An 18,959-nucleotide genomic window follows, 5' to 3' on the forward strand; every position below is an offset into this window, starting at 1 on the left:
ATGTTATTTTAAATCAACAATTTTGAGTCTTTTATTTCGCCTCATATAACTCTGAATAATATGTTGCGTATCTCTATTGTTTTCCATTGGTGTAATTAACGATTTTAGAATCGCTCTATTATTTATTTGATGATTAAGGTCAAAAAAGCCCATCCCTTTAAAAATACCATTTTCTATTAAAAACACACTTTTTTCTTCAATAGTACGACCTTTATCAATGACAAGCATGTCTTTATTAGCGTAGCTGAATTTTTCAATAAGTACATGAACCCGTTCATTATAAGATTCTATAGGCTCTTCATTAATGCAAGCTCCAAGACATTCTTTTACTTCATATTTAAAACAACTTATTTTTGTGTCATATAAATCAGTAAGTTTTTGACACAAATTATAATCTTCTGCGGCTTTAAACATAAAATGTTTCGCACTAGCTCTATTGCTAAATGTTGTAATAGGATTTTCTTCTCTATTAGATTTATCAATAAAAAGAGTAACATAGCCATTTTTATCGGTGGAGCTATATAAGGCGTGTGTAAAAACAGTTCGTCTTAAGGCTCTATTAAAAATAGGTTTGTTTGCTTTAATTTCGGCACTTTCTTTTAACAATGCCGCTAATTCACTTCCTGTTTTTTCATAGGTTACAGTGCTAACTAATCTCTGAATTTTTTTAGACTTAGAATTTGTTCCAGTAAAATGCTGTATAATGCGTTTTCTAATGTTATTGCTCTTGCCTATGTAAATGATTTCACCGTTTACATTATGAATGTAGTACACACCTGTATCTGAAGGTAATTGCTCTATAATATCCTTTAGATTGGTAGCGATGTTAGATTTCTTTTCAATCTTAATGGCATCCTTTACAATAACCTTATCAAGATCTTTGTTCAGTAACATCTTAAACAACTTTACGGTAGCCATAGCATCACCATTAGCTCTGTGTCTATCACTCATAGGAATTCCTAAAGCACGTGTTAGTTTACCTAGGCTATATGATTCCATATCTGGAATGAGTTGTTGAGAGAGTTCAACAGTACAAAGTGTTTTTCTTTTAAATGGAAATCCTAAACGTTTAAATTCAGTTTTAAGGATTCTATAATCAAATGATGAGTTGTGAGCCACTAGGATGCAATCTTCAGTAATCTCAACAATGCGTTTGGCAACCTCATAAAATTTAGGTGCATTTTTAAGCATGTTAGAATTAATACCTGTAAGATTAACTACAAAAGGCTGAATTTCACGTTCCGGATTAACTAATGAAATAAATTGATCTGTTACTTTATGGCCATCAAATTGGTAGATTGCAATTTCTGTAATGCCTTCTTCGTTGAACTTTCCACCAGTAGTTTCTATGTCTAGTATTGCGTAAATGTTGTATCGTTTTTAATGTTTAGTTTTCGACTGAAAACTGATATTTAAAGCGCTCGGGTGCTAATGCAACTGAGAGCTAATTAATTATAGTTTCTTGTTCCAAAGATACTACTTCCAACGCGAACCATAGTACTTCCACAGTCAATTGCCAGCTTATAGTCTCCACTCATTCCCATACTAATGATGTGGAGCTCAGAATTTATAGCTTTAAGTTCTGTGAATGTGTGTTTTAGGAATTTAAATTCATTTTCAACTTGTGTCATATCATCAGTAAATGTGGCCATTCCCATAACTCCAACGACTTTTATATTCTTTAATTCTGAAAATTCATCGGATTGTAAAAGGGTAGAGGCGTCAGAAGCAGACATACCAAATTTACTATCTTCTTCAGCAATTTTAATTTGAAGTAAACAGTCTATAATTCTATTGTGTTTTTGGGCTTGCTTGTTAATTTCATTTAATAATTTGAAGCTTTCCACTCCATGAATTAAACTCACAAATTCAGCCATATATTTTACCTTATTTCGCTGAACATGGCCTATCATATGCCATTCAATATCTTTTGGCATTTCGGCATATTTATCTGCCATTTCTTGGATTTTGTTTTCTCCAAAAATGCGTTGTCCAACGTTGTAAGCTTCCATTAAATCACACACAGGCTTTGTTTTAGAAACAGCTACAAGTGTGACGTGTTCTGGTAAGTTTGATTTTATACTATTTAGGTTGTCTTTAATGCTCATTTTAACGTTTATTATTTAATTGTCCTAATTCAAAGAAAGAATAGTTGGTCGAGTTTTTAATATTCATAAATAGTGATCCCACTTCTCAATTTCGGTAGAATATATGTGCTTTTTGGAGGCATTGTTAAACCTTCGTCTGCAATTTGTTTCATTTGTTGCACATTAGAAGGACACATGCCAAAACCAACGACATAGTCGCCACTATCTACACCACTTTTAATGGTAATCATTTCATGTTGACCGTTAACATACGAAATTCTAGTATCGTGTCGCAAATCGTTAATTCCCAAGATAGATTGAAGAATCGTTTTATACAACAGTTGTGCATCTAACTGATCTAAGGCCGTATTAAAATCATAAGCTGTTTTTCTTAAATAAAGCGAATAAAACTCACCATCCAAATACATGCTAAAATGATGTGGTTTTGTTGGCTTATAAGGCATAATGCCTCTGTTTTCTATGCGATAGGAAGCATCAAGCTTTATCAAAAATTCTTCTTTGGTTAAGCCGTTTAAATCTTTTATCAATCTATTAAACTCATGAATCACTAAATCGGATTCCGGAATTAAATACGACATAAAAAAGTTATAAGACTCACTGCCATGATGATTAGGATTCTTTATTTTTTCATCTTTATATAAAAGGTAAGATGAAGCCGATCTATGATGGCCATCAGCAATATAAACGGTTTTCATTTTTTCGAATTCACTTTGAATCGTTTCGATCGTCTTTTCATTATCTATTTTCCATAAATAATGGGTGTCTCTATACGTCATGGTAAATTCAAACTCAGCATGTTTTTTTTGAACTTCCTTTATAATATCCGCAATTATTGCATTATCAGGATAGGTTAATAATACAGGCTCAGCATTAAAACCGACGGTTTGCAAGTAGCTTTTAAAAGTTTCTTCGCGTTTGGCAATGGTGTCTTCATGCTTTTTTATGATGTCGTTTTCATAATCTTCTGCACTTGTAGCAGCGATAATGCCGCTAAATTCTTCACCATGTCGGTTCACAATTTTATACACATAAAAAGATGGTTTTTCATCTTGAATAAAAACCCCGTCTTCTTTAAATTCTAAATACCTGTTTTTAACGAGCCTATAGCGTTCTTCACCGGTAACTTCTTGGTCGTATTTATAACCAGGATTAACAATGTGTAGAAAACTATAGGGATTATAAGCCATTCGAGATTCGCGTTCATCAATGGTGTAACTTTGATAAGGGCGTGCAGCGACAAGTCCGACAATGGCTCTTGTAGGTCTTACGGCTTTGAATGGGATTATTTTTGGCATGTAAAAGTATTCAGTGTTCAGTAATCAGTGTTCAGTAATCAGTGTTCAGTGTTCAGTAGCTTCAAATTTTGTGAGATCCGAATTTTTCTGGATTTCGAATCATGTAATTTATAAGTTTTCCTACTTCAATACTTTGTTCTGTGAGTTCATTAAATTGTTCTGTACTAATATAATTTGATGCTAAAGAAAACTCTAACCATGTTTGCGTTTCTGAATTTTCAGCATCACAATCGGTTAATTTACTTATGAAATGTTTTGGGTAAAGGCGTTTTCTGTATGCTTCTGCCATATTTGCACAAACACTTCGTGACGAACGTCTAATTTGATCAGTTAATGAATAGGTCTCTTCCTTTGGAAAAGATTTCGATACGCTCAATATTTTCATAGCTAAATCAAATCCTTTCCTATAAGCAAGTAAATCTTGAAATTTCATAATGTTTTATTGTTCAATAAGCATATCTTCAATTTACTGACCACTGACCACTGACCACTGACCACTGACCACTGTTTACTTCAAAAACTGCCCAGCAACCTTCTCAGCCTTTCGACTTTCAGCATAATCATAAAAACCTTCACCTGATTTAGCGCCTAATTTACCAGCCATAACCATATTTACCAATAACGGACATGGAGCATATTTAGGATTTTTAAAACCGTCATACATTACGTTCAGAATAGATAAACATACATCTAAACCAATAAAATCCGCTAATTGCAATGGACCCATTGGATGTGCCATACCTAACTTCATCACGGTATCGATTTCTTCAACACCAGCAACTCCGTTGTAAAGTGTTTCAATAGATTCGTTAATCATTGGCATTAAAATACGGTTGGCTACAAAACCAGGATAATCATTAACCTCCGTTGGTACTTTACCTAAGGTTTTAGATAAATCCATAATCGTAGTCGTTACATCATCGCTCGTACTATAACCTCTAATGATTTCTACCAATTTCATAATTGGTACAGGGTTCATAAAGTGCATGCCTATTACTTTGTCTGGTCTAGACGTTACTGCCGCAATTTGAGTTATAGAAATTGAAGACGTATTTGTCGCTAAAATGGTATTTTGACTACAAACGGCATCAAGCTGTTTAAAGATTTTTAATTTTAAATCGATGTTTTCTGTAGCTGCTTCAACCACTAAATCTGCATTTTTAACACCGTCTTCAGTGCTTGTAAATGTGGTGATATTTCCTAAAGTATTCGATTTATCAGCCTCGCTAATTTTTTCTTTAGCGACCATTCTATCTAAATTTCTGGCAATGGTATCCATACCTCGTTTTAGAGAATCTTCACTAATATCTATAAGTTGAACTTTAAAACCTGATTGTGCAAAAGTATGAGCAATACCATTTCCCATAGTACCTGCACCTATTACTGCTATATTTTTCATTAAAAATTTTAATTTTTATTCCTGTAAAAACAGGAATCTGTTAATCATATATTTATATGACTTGTTACGATTTTCGTTTTTGAGGGAATTAAAACTGATTAATAATCATGTTTGCTACGCGCAAGGCTTCAGTACCATCGTGCAAAGTAACTATTGGTTTTGTATTGTTATTAATGGCATCTGCAAACGTTTCTAATTCGTCTAAAATAGCGTTGTTGTTTGCGATCTCTGGATTGTCAAAATAGATTTGCTTTTTAATACCTTCAGCATTTTGAAGAATCATATCAAAATCACCAGGATTTTCTGGAGCATCTTTCATTTTAACCACTTCACATTTCTTTTCTAAAAAATCCACAGAGATGTAAGCATCTTTCTGAAAGAAACGCGTTTTACGCATGTTCTTTAATGAAATACGACTTGCAGTTAAATTAGCAACACAACCATTTTTGAATTCGATACGTGCATTGGCAATATCTGGTGTTTCACTAACTACCGAAACTCCACTTGCCGAAATATGCTTCACCGGAGATTGCACTACAGAAAGAATAATATCAATATCATGAATCATTAAATCTAAAACCACAGGCACATCCGTACCACGAGGATTAAATTCCGCAAGTCTATGACATTCTATAAACATCGGATTTTTAATCTGATCTTTAACTCCAATAAAAGCAGGGTTAAAACGCTCTACATGTCCAACTTGACCTTTTACGCCGTGTTCTGCGACCAAAGTTCTAATCGTTTCAGCCTCTTCAACCGTATTGGTAATCGGTTTTTCTATAAAAATATGTTTTCCTTTTTTGATGGCTAGTTTAGCACAATCATAATGGGAAAGGGTAGGAGTTACAATATCAACGACATCAACGGCTTCTATTAAATCATCAATAGAATCGAAATATCGATAACCAAATTCCTCTACAACACGTTTAGCGTTTTCAGAATCAGCATCATAGAAACCAATAAGGTCGTATTTATTGGATTGGTTGAGTAATCTCAAATGAATTTTACCAAGGTGACCAGCACCAAGCACACCAGCTTTGAGCATATTTTTTATGTTTTTAACAAAAATAGTGGATTTGTATTAGATAATTCGCAAAGAAAGTCTAAAAGTTCATTGTAAGAATTATCAGTATTTAAATTGATGCTTTCTATAGGGTACATCACACAAAAAAATCTTTAAAAAACGAGTATTCATAAAGCTTTAATTTTGAAGACACGTAGGGAATTTGGATTAAGTTTTTTGCGGATTTGAACTTTAAGAGGTTGCAATTTGCCTTTCTTTGAAGTATTTTAGCGTAAACTAAACTACGCTTTGAAAGATACATTTAAGCATCAAGGGATGCGCCAACAACTTGTTGAAACACTTATTAATAAAGGCATTAAAGATAAAGGTGTCTTAAAAGCGATTGGTAAAATTCCGAGACATTTATTTATGGATTCTGGTTTTATTGATCATGCGTATCAAGATAAAGCGTTTCCTATTGCTGCGGACCAAACGATTTCTCAACCTTATACTGTGGCTTTTCAATCTGAATTATTACAAATTGAACCAGGACACAAAGTATTAGAAATTGGGACCGGAAGTGGTTACCAAACAGCGGTGCTTTTAGAACTTGGAGCTAGAGTTTATAGTATTGAACGTCAACAAGAACTCTTTAAAAAGACGTCTAAATTTTTGCCTAAATTGGGTTACAGAGCCAAAAGTCTCATTTTTGGCGATGGTTATAAGGGCATGCCTGTTGAAGCTCCTTTTCAAAGCATTATTGTAACAGCTGGTGCTCCTTTTGTACCAAACCCATTATTGAGTCAATTGGCTATTGGAGGTCGACTTGTGATTCCTGTGGGAGATGATGTGCAAGTAATGACCTTATTCATCAGAAAAGGACCAAAGGATTTTGAAAAACACGAGTTTGGTGATTTTAGATTTGTCCCAATGTTAGAGGATAAGAACTAGTTTTTTTATTTTAAGGGCAAGGAGCAAAGAGCAAATAATTTATATGGTCATGAGTTTATTTGAGAAATGATTTTAAGTAGAATTAAAAGTTATAGAAACAGATAAATTCTAATATAAGATTACTAATTAGTCGCTTCCTTAAATGCATTAATTCCACCAACGATTGGTAATGTTAATTTAGTACTACCTAAATGTATCATTAGTTCTGTGCCTGCTTTTGGATGTAATGTAAATTCTTTATCACTTGAAAAAATCATAAAACCAATTTGTTGTCCTGCTTTTATAATTTGATCATCGGGTTGTAAATCAAAAGTTATAGTATAATCTTTCCCAATTACTAAATTTTCTTCTTTAGTTAGTGATTTGTGGTTTTTTGGATCTGCCCAACCACGAGTTATAATATTATCTGTAATCTTTACATCTTTCCCGTCTTGCCAAGGCAATGACACTAACCAAACCGATAAATTTGCAGCTGATTTACTACTTGCTAATGTGATGGTTACTTTTGGTACACCAGAAATATGAAGATCATTTTTTTACTTAGGCGTTACATATAATAGTCTGTTTTTTGAGTAAGCTATTTTAGCAAGGTCACTACCAGATATTGTTGCATCGTCAGATAGAGTTTCAACTTTTTCAGAACCAGGATTAAGTGTTAAACCACCAGACATTACTCCTCCTGCTGTTAGATTAAAGGTCACATTAGAAGCTTCAGGATTTGGATAATCTTTATAAGCCGTTGGTTCTTGTGGATCATCGTTTTCTCTAACGATATAAGCTTTGTTTTCTATTTTTTCGACACCATTATCTATACCATGAAGATACTTTGTAAACCATTTATTCATCATAGCCGTTGGAGGTGGTCCACCATGGCCATTTTGGTGATAGTAAATCTGAGTTGGTAAGCCTTTTTCTTTTGCTGCTTTGTAAATGCGGTAACTGTGCACAGGCATCACATTCCAATCGTTAAAACCATGAGACATAAGTAACGCAGCTTTCATATTATCCATTTGGTTTAAGTAATCTCTTCCTTCCCAAAATTCGTTATAATCGCCAGTTTCTCTATCCATACCGTTTTTCATTTCGGTATCTCTAATGGTTTTATTATTGTATGGTCTGTTTACTTCTTTGCCACTATGCACAAAATCATAAAGGACATCAATATCTTCAACTAAATAACCACCTGGTGAACGTACCAATCCGTTAGAACGGTAATAATGATAATATGAGGTATTTGGCGCAATAGGAATAATAGCTTCTAAGCCTTTAACACCAGTTGTTGCCGCAGCTAAAGGTAAAGTACCATTATATGACGTTCCAGTCATTCCCACCTTTCCTGTGGACCAATAAGCTTTAACTTCTTCCTTTCCTTCACGTTCAGTATAGCCTTTAACTCTGCCACATAACCAATCGATTACGGCTTTTGGTGCTAAGGATTCATTTTTTCCTCCTATGGTTGGTGCTCCGTCTGATAAGCCCGTTCCAGGTGAAGAAGAATGGACGACTATATAGCCTCTTGGAACCCATTTTCTTAAGTGAGAATTAGAGATGATTGGTCGTTGCCCTCTGCGTGTAACTTCTGGGTGAACACGTTCTTTTGCGGTGTCTCCTAATTCGATGTTCACATCCCACATAACTCCGGGTAAATCTGCGGCAACTCCAGCAAAATAAGGACTTGTGACGTATATTATTGGTAGTTTTAGATTTTCGGTTTCTGTTTGTTCCGGACGTGTAACGGCAACATGCATACGGTCTGGCTGTCCATCACCATCGGTGTCAAACTCTGTTTCTACCCATAAATCGTGGCGAATCCATTTGTCCGAATCACTAAAGGCTTCAACAATTTGAGCTTCTCCATCTTTGAAAATAGGTGTTGCTTTTTTTATTATGTCTTGTGCGCAACTTAAGATTGAAATTGATAAAGCAATAATTAAAGTTGAAATGGATTTTGGTGAAATGATCATAAGAGAAATAATTTGTAATATGTTTTGATAAAAATAGCTCGAATAAATTAGAACCCAAATAAGTAGAATCTGTTTTTTATTCTTAATTCAGATTTTTATCATGACTTTTGAAAATTAAAACTCCTAAAACTATTAGCAAAAGCCACAATTTCAGGAGTGGTCATATTGAAATTCTATTTGATGATTCGGTGCTCCCAACTTGCACCACTAATATCTGTCATTTTTAAAGTGTACGTGCCACTTGGTAACTTCAGAATATCGGAAGAGTTAAATATCATTTTGGCTTTGGCGCCCAAAGGTGCGATTAAGCTATGCTTCCCCGGTTTTACTTTTGCGATATAATAATTCTCAATAGCTTCTTTTGGTAATTTAGCCAATTGATCTTGAGTATAATTCATAACCACATTGTTTTGGTCATTTTTAAGTTCTATACCAATAATCCAAGCACCATAAACATCAACTCCTTCAACTCTAAAAACATCAAAAGAGAGTCCGTTTTTATCCAATTTACCTTCTGTAATTTCAAGTTTAGGTTTTACAGATTTGTTGTGCAAAGTTCCCCAAACTCCACCATGAAACACTTGATTGGTATATAAGGTTAACCCAAAAATTAAGAATGAACCCACAATAACAACCTTAGCAAATAGGCTGTCTTTAATAGGCATTAATCCGGAGCCTAACCATGCAAACCATTTCTTTTTTGTGAAAGCTACATTTCTATTCATTAAATAATTATCTAATGAAACGCGTCCACTTCCTGTTAAAAACAAAAGGAAACCAGTGGCTATACCAAGGACTCCAATTTGCCATTCGTCTAAACACGTGGTTCCAATCCAGCCCGAACCTAAAAGGATGCCCATTGCTAAACCAAAGACTCCGATACTCATGAGTCTAGTGAATAATCCGAAAATAATGAACAAGCCTACAATACCTTCAATAATGGTAAATGCGACCATATTGTAGTATAATATATCTGGGTTTTCGACTAAATATTGAATGATAGGTTTTATACCTAAAGCATTTGGAAGGAAATGGTTAAATTTTTCTCCAATATAACCAGGTAATTCTGGGTCTAATTTGTTGGCTAAAATGGTGCGTCTAAAAAATGCAGAAAAATACGTCCAACCGATGACCATTCTGACTGCAAGGGCTAAGAAACCCGAATCGTTTTTAATATGTAAATTCATGTAGTATATCTATAATGTAAATAATAATTTTCTCCTAGCGGAGATTGCTAGACTTCAGTTTGAAGAAAATTAATTATAGGTACGCTTTATTGTTTTTGAAGAGAATATAGAAAGGAGCTAAAGGCGGAATATCTGCCCTAGCCTTGTAATATTGTGTTATGGGTCTATCAGAAAGTGGAACAGTATTTCTATTGAAATGCGGTAGTTTAACCAATACTGCTTGCGATAGTTGCATGCTATGATTAAACTTTGTAATTGCCAATTCCGCATCTGTAGAAATATCACAAACACTACTTTTTAATGAGGACATGCTTTTGTTTGAAACTTCCGTTTTGGGAGTTTCAAAAATATCTTGAATAGAATTTCGGACTTTACAAGGTGAAAACATCAACAACACAGCCAAACCTATGATGGATAGGATAGAAGTCAATTGTTTTATGTAGTTTGGGATTTTCACTGGGTAAATATGAGGTTTAGAAAATTAAAAACTTTAAAAGATTTGTTAATTATAGTTCTTGCAAGAGTTTACTGAACACTTTTCTCTAAACTAAAACGGAAGCGACTAGTTCGAACTTTTTGGTAAATAATCTTCAGGAATAGGCGATTCCTTAGATTCTTGATTCCAATAGAGATTAACAATCCACCATCGTTTTCCATCGTTAAATAATTGTATACTGTTAATGCCACGCATTAAAGGTGTATCGTCGTCTTTACTATTATAAGCTTCATACGTACTAAATACATGTGCAATATTTCCGAAGGTTTGGGTTTCTCTTTTTATTTCTAACTCATGAAAACCATTATCCATTAACCATTTTTCAGAGAACTTAATGTAATCTTCCGACGACATATAGCGCAACGTGGTTTGCTTTTTTTCATTCTTACCGGTTGCAATCAGCTTTGCATCTTTTCTAAATAAGTGCTTAAACAATTCCCAGTTTCGTGCTTCTCCCTTATTTCCGGAAATCACAAAATATAAGGTTGCGATTGTACTATCTATGGTTGTGACTTTACTAGAGTAGTCTATTTTTTCTTGAGCTGTGAGGCTTAGGGTTAGGAGAAATAAAAGTAATGTGATTTTAGTTTTCATATTAATTTTGTTCTAATCGGTTTTTTGAGTTTGTTTCGGCTGGACTAAGTTAATCATTCTTTTTGTTGGTTCTATTATTTGCCCATTTTCATCCCAAAAGGACCAGTTTTCAAGAGCAATAGAATTCGATATATACTCATAAGTACATCCACCTACATTGTCTACTTTAATTATAGAAGTATCATATTTGCCTTTTGCTATTTTGTGTCCATTAGAACTTTTAAAAGTCCAATTACCAACTCTGTATGAATACTCAACTTCAGTAGGTATAATTGAACAAATTGAGTAAGATGCAAATTTTGTTGCTCCTTCAGAAGTGAAGTTTTTAAACTTTAAGCTATCATTTTTACAATTAAAAGAAAGGATGGTAATTAGGAATACTATGATGTGTTTATACATAATGAACTCTTAAAAGAATTTTAATCCAAACAAAATGGCATCACTTTGGAATCCGCTTTGGTAAGAACGAAGATAATCAACTCTTAAGAATCTCCATTTTCCCCAACCAATATTATCGACACCAACAGAATATTCCTGATACGGTTTAAAATCTGGTGTGGCTAATACATGTGCGCCAATGACTAAGTTAAAATTCAATTTGTTTAATAATGGCATTTTTCCGAGTAAAAAGCCATTAAAATCGTGTTCTACATGTGCTTCAAAATACGACTCATTCGTGCTCGCCGCATAATAATCTAAATTGTTGAATACATTGGTGTAATTTCCTTCTGTACTAACATGCGTTTGGTTACCATTAAAATGTTGGTAGTCCATGAATGCAATATCGTCTGCATTAAAAAACTTCCCGGCTTTTAAGTTATACATCATTCGGCCTTTGTCTTTTACGTTAAACGATTGTCTAAGACTTGCTTTAATTTGGTCAAAATTATAATTGCTATTGGTGGCACCAAAACCTTTTTCGTAACCCAAATATAAGGTTGGATAATCGTCATTACCTACATTATATTTAGCATCGGGATAACTTAAGTATTCCTGTCCAAAATTGATTCTAGCATCAATATTCGCTTTAATAATATTATGGGTTTGAAAAGGCGCAATGTCAAAAGCAGTTTCATCTAGTGGATTGTTACTCGTATATACATCATTCTCTTCATTAATAAATGTTTGATCTGTGGTGTTGAAAAGTGCTTTTCGTCTTTCGTAACTTACACCTGTATATAATCTGAAGCCGTTAAATAGTTCTTCCGAATAATTTAAAGCAACATGACTCTTGTCATATAGCTTCATGTAATTATCTTCAAAAAAGAGTGTGCTTACGGAATTGATTAATGGGGAAATAGGATTCGAAGGATTAAACTGTTCTGCAGAGACTCCACCCGATAAGCTTAAAAATGAATTACTAATACTATTAAATTTATAAGTTAATGAACCTGTTGCGCGCAAACGTTCATCAGAAAATCCATATTGAATGTCGCCACTAGCTCTAAAAAAGCGTTTAAAATCATCATAATTCTTAGTGTAAAACACATTTGCATTAGCGGTGTAACCTTGCACAGTATTGAATTGAACTCCTAATAATGGAATATCATAACCAAGGCGATAATCGTTATGAGAATTTTGATAGGTGTAGCCTAAGATATTTCCTAATTTGAATTTGTTTTTTACACCATCAATAGAATCTAAATACGGTTTAGACTCCCGTAAAACTTGAATACTATCTTTTCTTATATAATCTGTACGTTCTTCAGATGTTAGAGGGACAGGTCTAATGGCATTCCAGAATAAAGAATCTTTTTTGTTGGCTTCTTTTTCGTAGGCAACGATTTCTCGACTGAAATCTTTACGGGTTAATCCTGTATTGAATTCGTAATTGCTGTAAACAGCAGTAAAACGCCCTTCACCTTTAATTCCGAATAAGGCATATTTAAAATCTATACTTTGAGAAATTTGAGCCCAAATATCATCAGATTCTGAATATGAAAAACTCTGTTGTAGTGAGATGACATCAACCATCGGAATACGCGCTTGAACGCCTGTAATATCTAATTCAATGGCAAAAATATCCCATTGGTCCTCAACAATATAAATGAAGCCCGAGAACACAGGGTCATTTTCACGTTTTGGCGTGACTTTTACTTTATTGATAAGGTTTCCTCTGTCGTCGTAAAACACACCTTCAAGCTTATAACGATAATAACCAAAGGCATTATTGGCGATAGGTGAAATAATTTCGTTACCAAAACTAATGGTGTTATTGTAGAAGTTAAAATCAACATCTAAAGCACTATTGAAGCTAAAACCATTGCTATCTCCACTGATTTTTGATGCTGTAATTTTTTCTTTAAGCTTATCAGGATTTAGAAACTGAATTTTAGAAATCGTTTCAGATAAATATATAATTCCACTTCGTGTTGAATCTAAACCTCCACCTAAATCACCAACATCTTGACCCATTATTTTTTCTGGAGCATCTTTAATTTTAATTAGGCCTCTAGAGTAGAAATCGGCTTTAAAAGAATTTATTTTTTCGAGATTAGCTTGTCGTTGGGCAATTGCTTGGCGCATTATGGCATTTGCCGAATCGTTTTCAGAATCGATAACAACTTCATTAAGTGAAACTGATTCTTCTGTTAAAATGATATCTAATTCAAACGGGAATTTTTCTATCGTAATCGTCTTTTTCACCGTTTTATAACCAAGATAACTATAAACAATAGTATAAGTCTTTGGTGTTAAAATATTGAGTTCGTAATAACCGTCATCATTGCTTGTTGTGCCTTTATAAGTATTCTCGATTAAGATATTTACAAATGGAAGGGGGGCGTTGTTATCGTCTGTAATATTACCAGTAATTTGTGCGGACACTAATGTACTTATACAAATTAGGAAGGCGCTGAGTAGTTTTTTAGTCATAGAGAGTGATTGATGAAAATAAAGTTTGATTCGAATTTAACTTCTATTCACAAATTTTGTGCCTAAAGTTGAAAAATTCTTGTGTTACATATTTATAACAGACGCAAATAAATTGCAAAAGGTTGCATCAAACTTAGACTAAAAATAGAACGGTAAAAGTTATAGGAATCTTAAAATTATCGTTTTTGACTAATTAAAATTACAAAAAACTGATATTATATAGACTAAAAGTGCCGTTGAGAACTATTCTTTGTTGAGGTTTTCGGTAATGGTTTTTGGATTTGGTTGAAGCGCGTTGTTAACCCATTTTAAATTCACTTTAGTTATGCTAGACTTTTCCCAAGTAGGTTCATTTTCGGGATTATCCGTTTCTGAATATTGTCCATGTTCCTGAAAATAAATTATTTTGTCTTCTTCTCCTTTGAGGTCATTAGGAAAAATTAAATTCTCTGATTCCCAAAAACCAATATCTGCACTAGAAAAAACGTCAATGACTTTGTATAGGTTGTTACTGTCTAGAAAGAGGTAGTATCCTCCAGAATTTGCTCCACAAGATTCTGGGAGGTAATTAATAAATAGAATATTATCAATGCTTTTTAAGCCTTGATTATTATAGAGGTTTATCTTAAAACCGTAATTGCTTCCAAGAAATTCTGATTTATTTTCAAAATATTCAGTCTTAGAATTAACGAGTGCCCTTGTAATAATATACAATTTCTCTTCAACCATTTCTGTTGTAAATAGAAATCTAACATTATCACCTTTCTTTTCTACTATTGAAATTAGACCACCTACAACATAACCTTGTTGGTTGTTGTGTTCTACTTTATACCATGGAGAGTTTATGCCGTTATATACAAAAGATTCGGAACTCTTTTCTATAATTCTTAGAGGTTCTCCTATGGTTAATAATTTAACAACATCAGAGTTAACAGAAGGGGAGTTTCTTAATTTTACATTATCACCAAATAAATATACAATCTGGTCTATTTTAAACTCTTGATTAATTTCTAAATGGTTGCTGTCTTGAGCGAAGCTGAAGTTTAATGCTAAAACAAATAAAATTATAAACTTGTTCATTTCTAATAAGTACTATCGGAAATCTTTTTTAATTCGATCTAAGTTTCGCTTATTGTCACGATCTTTAATAGTCTCGCGTTTGTCGTAGAGTTTTTTACCTTTTCCTAATCCAATAATAAGCTTAGCTAATCCTCTGTCGTTAAGAAATAATTTTAAAGGAATGATAGCATTACCTTTTACATCCATTTCTTTCTTCAGTTTTTTAAGCTCTTTTTTATTAAGTAAAAGTTTACGTTCGGCTTTTGGCCTGTGGTTGTAATAGGTGCCGTATTTGTATTCTTCAACCGTCATATTAATAACAAACAATTCACCCTTGTCATTAAATTCACAAAAACTTTCAGCAATAGATGCTTTACTAGATCTTATGGATTTAATCTCAGTTCCGGTCAATACAATTCCAGCGGTATATTTATCTAATATCTCGTACTGAAATTTTGCTTTCTTATTTAATATGTTAATCTTTTTTTGCATCGGTGTCAAAGATAACAAAGTAAGATAGAAATTTGAGGGTCGGAGTACACAAAAAAGTTTAATGCTTATAGAATGCAGAACAACTGTTATATGTTTCGTTATACAGAGGCCATTTTAAGAAAGGGCATACGTGCGTAATGAAACATTTAATTTCTAAAAATCAACCGTAGTTATTTAGAGAAGCTTATCCTTCAGTAGGAACAAATTTCAACGCATCTCCATTAATACAATGACGTTTACCTGTCGTTTCTCTTGGGCCATCATTAAATACATGTCCTAAATGCCCTCCGCAAGTCGCACAATGTTCTTCGTCTCTAGTATAACCAATTTTGGTGTCGGTTCCAAAGGCTACATTTCCTTCAATTACACGATCAAAGCTTGGCCATCCTGTACCTGAATCAAATTTGTGCTCGCTTTTGAAGAGAGGTGTGTCACACGCAGCGCAATGGTAAACACCTTTCTTGTCGTTTTTATTTAAAGGACTAGAAAACGGACGTTCTGTTCCTGCCTCTCGTAAAACGTGATATTGTTCTTCAGTGAGTTGTGCTTTCCATTCGGCTTCTGATTTGGTAATTGTAAAGACTTCTTTTTCTTTAGTCTCCTTTTTTTGAGCTGAACTATTACAACTAAAAAACAAACTAATAACCGCTAATAATACTATCTTTTTCAAAATCTAATTTTTTTAAATTGTTGTTTGTTGGTTTGGTCGTTGCGCTATTTTATACATTACAAAATATTTTAAATTACATTCAAAATAATGCCTGACTTTATTTTTATTATTGTTAAATTTAACAGCATCAACAATAAGTTTATATATGTCAATGAAAATAATACATATAAGTGCAGAATGTTATCCAATTGCTAAAGTAGGTGGTTTGGCTGATGTTGTAGGCGCTTTACCTAAGTACCAAAATGAAATTGGTGCAGATAGTTCTGTTATAATGCCTTTCTATAACAATAAGTTTACACAATCGCATAAATTCACTTCAGTTTATGAGTCTAATTTAAAATTAGGTAATCAAGACTTAAATTTTAACATTCTAAAAATTGTAGAACCTGTTTTAGATTTTAATATTTTCTTTGTTCATGTTGGAGATTTACTTTACACCGAAAGTGTATACACCGATAACGATACGAATCGCTTTTTAGCATTTCAAATAGCGGCTTTAGATTGGATATTAACTTTAAAAGAAAAACCAAATATTATTCATTGCCATGATCATCATACAGGTTTAATCCCCTTTATGGCTCAAGAAAGTTATAAATATGAATCTTTAAATAAAATTCCTGTTATTACGACCATTCATAATGCGCAATATCAAGGATGGATGGCTTATGATAATCTATATAAGATACCAAGATTTAATATTGAAAAAGTAGGTTTACTAATGTGGGAGGGTATGATTAATTCATTAGCGGCCGCTATAAAATGTGCTTGGAGAGTGACGACGGTATCTCCGAGTTATATGGAAGAATTAAAATATAGCGCTAATGGTCTAGAGTCCTTACTATCTCATGAAAACTTTAAAGCAGTTGGAATTTTAAATGGTATAGATTCGGATGTTTGGAATCCAGAGACGGATAAATATATCATTAAAAATTATAAGAAATCCACAGTAGAAGCTGGTAAAAAAGCGAATAAAAAGTGGTTGTGTTCACAGTTTAATTTGGATGAAAGTAAACCTTTATTTGCATTTATTGGGCGTTTGGTAGGCGAAAAAGGTGCTGAACTTTTACCTTATGCATTAGATTATGCTTTACGTTCTAAAGACATATCAGTCATTGTTTTAGGGTCTGGGTCTAAAGACACAGAACGTCAATTATTCGATTTAATACCAAGACACAGCGGAAATTACAATGCTTACATTGGTTATGATGAAAAGCTTTCGCATATTATTTATGCCGGAGCAGACTTTTTATTAATGCCATCTCGAGTAGAACCTTGCGGATTAAACCAAATGTATTCTTTAAGATACGGAACAGTGCCTATAGTAAGACGTATTGGAGGTTTAAAAGATACCGTTATAGATATTGGTGATAAAGGTTTTGGTATTTGTCATAATGAAGTGTCTATACAAGATATTGTTCATTCAATTACCAGAGGTAAGGAGTTTTATGGACAACAAAAAGAATTCAAAATAAACCGAAAACGTATAATGAACATTGATCATTCGTGGAAGGTCTCCGCTAAAGCATATGTAGATTTATATAATTCAATAAACTAAAGAACTAAAAAAACGAAGCTAATCTAATCTAAACAAAAGCTATGATAAACGATAAAGTATTGTCAATTATACTAGGAGGAGGCCAGGGGTCTCGATTATATCCATTAACAGAAAAACGTTCAAAGCCAGCAGTGCCAATAGCTGGTAAATATAGATTGGTTGATATACCTATTTCAAACTGTATAAATTCTGATATTAAACGCATGTATGTTTTAACACAGTTTAATTCTGCATCATTAAATAGGCATATCAAAAATACGTATCACTTTAGTTTTTTTAGTTCGGCATTCGTAGATGTATTAGCTGCAGAACAAACACCCGAAAGCAAATCTTGGTTTCAAGGTACAGCAGATGCGGTAAGACAAAGTATGCAACATATTAAGGGGCACGATTTTGAATATGCTTTAATTTTATCTGGTGATCAATTGTACCAAATGGATTTTAATGAAATGATTAGAGCTCATATTAATGCCAATGCAGAAATTTCTATAGCTACAATACCTGTTAATGAGAAAGATGCGACTTCTTTTGGTATCTTAAAGACAGATAAAGATAATGTAGTGACCTCATTTATAGAAAAACCAGGGCCAGAGTTATTGCCAGAATGGACGTCGGAAACAAGTGATGATATGAAAGCGCAAGGCAGAAATCATCTAGCTTCCATGGGTATATATATCTTTAATAGGCAGTTGTTAATTGATTTAATGAATAATCCCGAAACTAATGATTTTGGTAAAGAGATTATTCCGCAATCTATAGACAAGCATAAAACTTTAAGTTACCAATATGAAGGTTATTGGACAGATATTGGAAATATAGACTCGTTTTTTGAGGCTAATCTAGGGTTTACAGATGATTTGCCACAATTTAATTTATACGATTCTAAACAACGTACATATACCAATGCCAGGATTCTTCCAACTTCAAAAATTACAGGTACAGCTTTAGATAGAGCCGTTATAGCCGAGGGTTGTATCATAAATGCAGCTAAGATTGAAAAATCTGTTATCGGTATTCGATCTAGAATAGGCAAGGATTCTACAATTATTAATACCTATATGATGGGTAATGATGATTATGAGTCTTTAGATGATATCAATAATAACAAGACAGAAATACTCTTAGGAATAGGAGAGCGATGTTACATAAAAAATACCATTATAGATAAAAATGTGCGTATCGGTGACGATGTAAGAATTAATGGAGGTGCTCATTTGGCTGACACAGAAACAAATGAATATGTAGTTAAAGAAGGCATCGTTGTGATAAAGAAAGATGCTATAATTCCTAAAGGGTTTGTACTTTAATA

At 33.4% G+C, this 18,959-nt stretch carries 17 protein-coding genes and 1 pseudogene; 3 read left to right on the forward strand and 15 right to left on the reverse strand.

The window, feature by feature from the left end; translation table 11 throughout:
* Positions 1 to 3: 3 nt before the first annotated feature.
* The 6 genes from BLT80_RS15915 to BLT80_RS15940 all read right to left on the reverse strand — a co-directional run bounded on the left by BLT80_RS15915 (position 4) and on the right by BLT80_RS15940 (position 5,850).
* Entirely contained in the window at positions 4 to 1,368 is a 1,365-nt protein-coding gene (locus BLT80_RS15915) for an exonuclease domain-containing protein (RefSeq protein WP_092469780.1), read from the reverse strand.
* An 80-nt stretch (positions 1,369 to 1,448) separates the two neighbouring features.
* Positions 1,449 to 2,108 carry a YggS family pyridoxal phosphate-dependent enzyme gene (locus tag BLT80_RS15920; RefSeq protein ID WP_092469782.1) on the reverse strand — a complete coding sequence of 220 codons (660 nt, stop codon included), beginning with the start codon at positions 2,106 to 2,108 and terminating at the stop codon, positions 1,449 to 1,451.
* 56 nt (positions 2,109 to 2,164) lie between these two features.
* Complete coding sequence (locus tag BLT80_RS15925; protein WP_092469784.1) at positions 2,165 to 3,403, reverse strand: DUF1015 domain-containing protein; 1,239 nt, start codon at positions 3,401 to 3,403, stop codon at positions 2,165 to 2,167.
* A gap of 61 nt (positions 3,404 to 3,464) precedes the next feature.
* Positions 3,465 to 3,836 (reverse strand): four helix bundle protein, encoded by a 372-nt coding sequence (locus tag BLT80_RS15930; RefSeq protein ID WP_092469786.1) that lies wholly within the window; start codon positions 3,834 to 3,836, stop codon positions 3,465 to 3,467.
* A gap of 75 nt (positions 3,837 to 3,911) precedes the next feature.
* Positions 3,912 to 4,802: a 3-hydroxybutyryl-CoA dehydrogenase gene (locus tag BLT80_RS15935; RefSeq protein ID WP_092469788.1), complete on the reverse strand. Its 891-nt coding sequence runs from the start codon at positions 4,800 to 4,802 to the stop codon at positions 3,912 to 3,914.
* A gap of 88 nt (positions 4,803 to 4,890) precedes the next feature.
* A complete protein-coding gene (locus tag BLT80_RS15940; protein WP_092469790.1) occupies positions 4,891 to 5,850 on the reverse strand; it encodes a Gfo/Idh/MocA family protein in 960 nt (319 codons plus the stop codon).
* Positions 5,851 to 6,117: 267 nt separating this feature from the next.
* Here BLT80_RS15940 and BLT80_RS15945 point away from each other — a divergent pair, with 267 nt between their 5' ends.
* The gene (locus tag BLT80_RS15945; RefSeq protein WP_092469792.1) at positions 6,118 to 6,759 is read left to right on the forward strand and encodes a protein-L-isoaspartate(D-aspartate) O-methyltransferase; all 642 of its coding nucleotides are present in this window, start codon (positions 6,118 to 6,120) and stop codon (positions 6,757 to 6,759) included.
* A gap of 122 nt (positions 6,760 to 6,881) precedes the next feature.
* On the opposite strand, the pseudogene BLT80_RS15950 reads toward BLT80_RS15945, so the two are convergent.
* From BLT80_RS15950 to msrB, 9 genes and pseudogenes are all read right to left on the reverse strand, one after another.
* A pseudogene (locus BLT80_RS15950) lies at positions 6,882 to 8,723 on the reverse strand (Xaa-Pro dipeptidyl-peptidase).
* A gap of 173 nt (positions 8,724 to 8,896) precedes the next feature.
* Positions 8,897 to 9,910, reverse strand: coding sequence for a TQO small subunit DoxD (locus BLT80_RS15955; RefSeq protein ID WP_092469794.1), 1,014 nt, complete (start codon positions 9,908 to 9,910; stop codon positions 8,897 to 8,899).
* A gap of 73 nt (positions 9,911 to 9,983) precedes the next feature.
* Complete coding sequence (locus BLT80_RS15960; RefSeq protein ID WP_175455630.1) at positions 9,984 to 10,367, reverse strand: hypothetical protein; 384 nt, start codon at positions 10,365 to 10,367, stop codon at positions 9,984 to 9,986.
* 105 nt (positions 10,368 to 10,472) lie between these two features.
* Positions 10,473 to 11,000 carry a hypothetical protein gene (locus tag BLT80_RS15965; protein WP_092469798.1) on the reverse strand — a complete coding sequence of 176 codons (528 nt, stop codon included), beginning with the start codon at positions 10,998 to 11,000 and terminating at the stop codon, positions 10,473 to 10,475.
* 12 nt (positions 11,001 to 11,012) lie between these two features.
* Complete coding sequence (locus tag BLT80_RS15970) at positions 11,013 to 11,399, reverse strand: hypothetical protein (RefSeq protein WP_092469800.1); 387 nt, start codon at positions 11,397 to 11,399, stop codon at positions 11,013 to 11,015.
* 9 nt (positions 11,400 to 11,408) lie between these two features.
* Positions 11,409 to 13,874: a DUF5686 and carboxypeptidase regulatory-like domain-containing protein gene (locus tag BLT80_RS15975; protein WP_092469802.1), complete on the reverse strand. Its 2,466-nt coding sequence runs from the start codon at positions 13,872 to 13,874 to the stop codon at positions 11,409 to 11,411.
* 243 nt (positions 13,875 to 14,117) lie between these two features.
* Entirely contained in the window at positions 14,118 to 14,954 is an 837-nt protein-coding gene (locus BLT80_RS15980; RefSeq protein ID WP_092469804.1) for an SH3 domain-containing protein, read from the reverse strand.
* A gap of 12 nt (positions 14,955 to 14,966) precedes the next feature.
* The gene (gene smpB, locus BLT80_RS15985) at positions 14,967 to 15,425 is read right to left on the reverse strand and encodes an SsrA-binding protein SmpB (protein ID WP_092469806.1); all 459 of its coding nucleotides are present in this window, start codon (positions 15,423 to 15,425) and stop codon (positions 14,967 to 14,969) included.
* A 184-nt stretch (positions 15,426 to 15,609) separates the two neighbouring features.
* Positions 15,610 to 16,095, reverse strand: coding sequence for a peptide-methionine (R)-S-oxide reductase MsrB (gene msrB, locus BLT80_RS15990; RefSeq protein WP_092469808.1), 486 nt, complete (start codon positions 16,093 to 16,095; stop codon positions 15,610 to 15,612).
* A gap of 151 nt (positions 16,096 to 16,246) precedes the next feature.
* On the opposite strand from msrB, the gene BLT80_RS15995 reads away from it, so the two are divergent.
* Both BLT80_RS15995 and BLT80_RS16000 read left to right on the forward strand, forming a co-directional pair.
* Positions 16,247 to 17,650 carry a glycogen synthase gene (locus BLT80_RS15995; RefSeq protein ID WP_092469810.1) on the forward strand — a complete coding sequence of 468 codons (1,404 nt, stop codon included), beginning with the start codon at positions 16,247 to 16,249 and terminating at the stop codon, positions 17,648 to 17,650.
* 41 nt (positions 17,651 to 17,691) lie between these two features.
* Complete coding sequence (locus BLT80_RS16000; protein WP_092469812.1) at positions 17,692 to 18,957, forward strand: glucose-1-phosphate adenylyltransferase; 1,266 nt, start codon at positions 17,692 to 17,694, stop codon at positions 18,955 to 18,957.
* The last annotated feature ends 2 nt before the right edge of the window (positions 18,958 to 18,959 follow it).

The organism is Winogradskyella thalassocola (assembly GCF_900099995.1).
Classification (GTDB): domain Bacteria; phylum Bacteroidota; class Bacteroidia; order Flavobacteriales; family Flavobacteriaceae; genus Winogradskyella; species Winogradskyella thalassocola.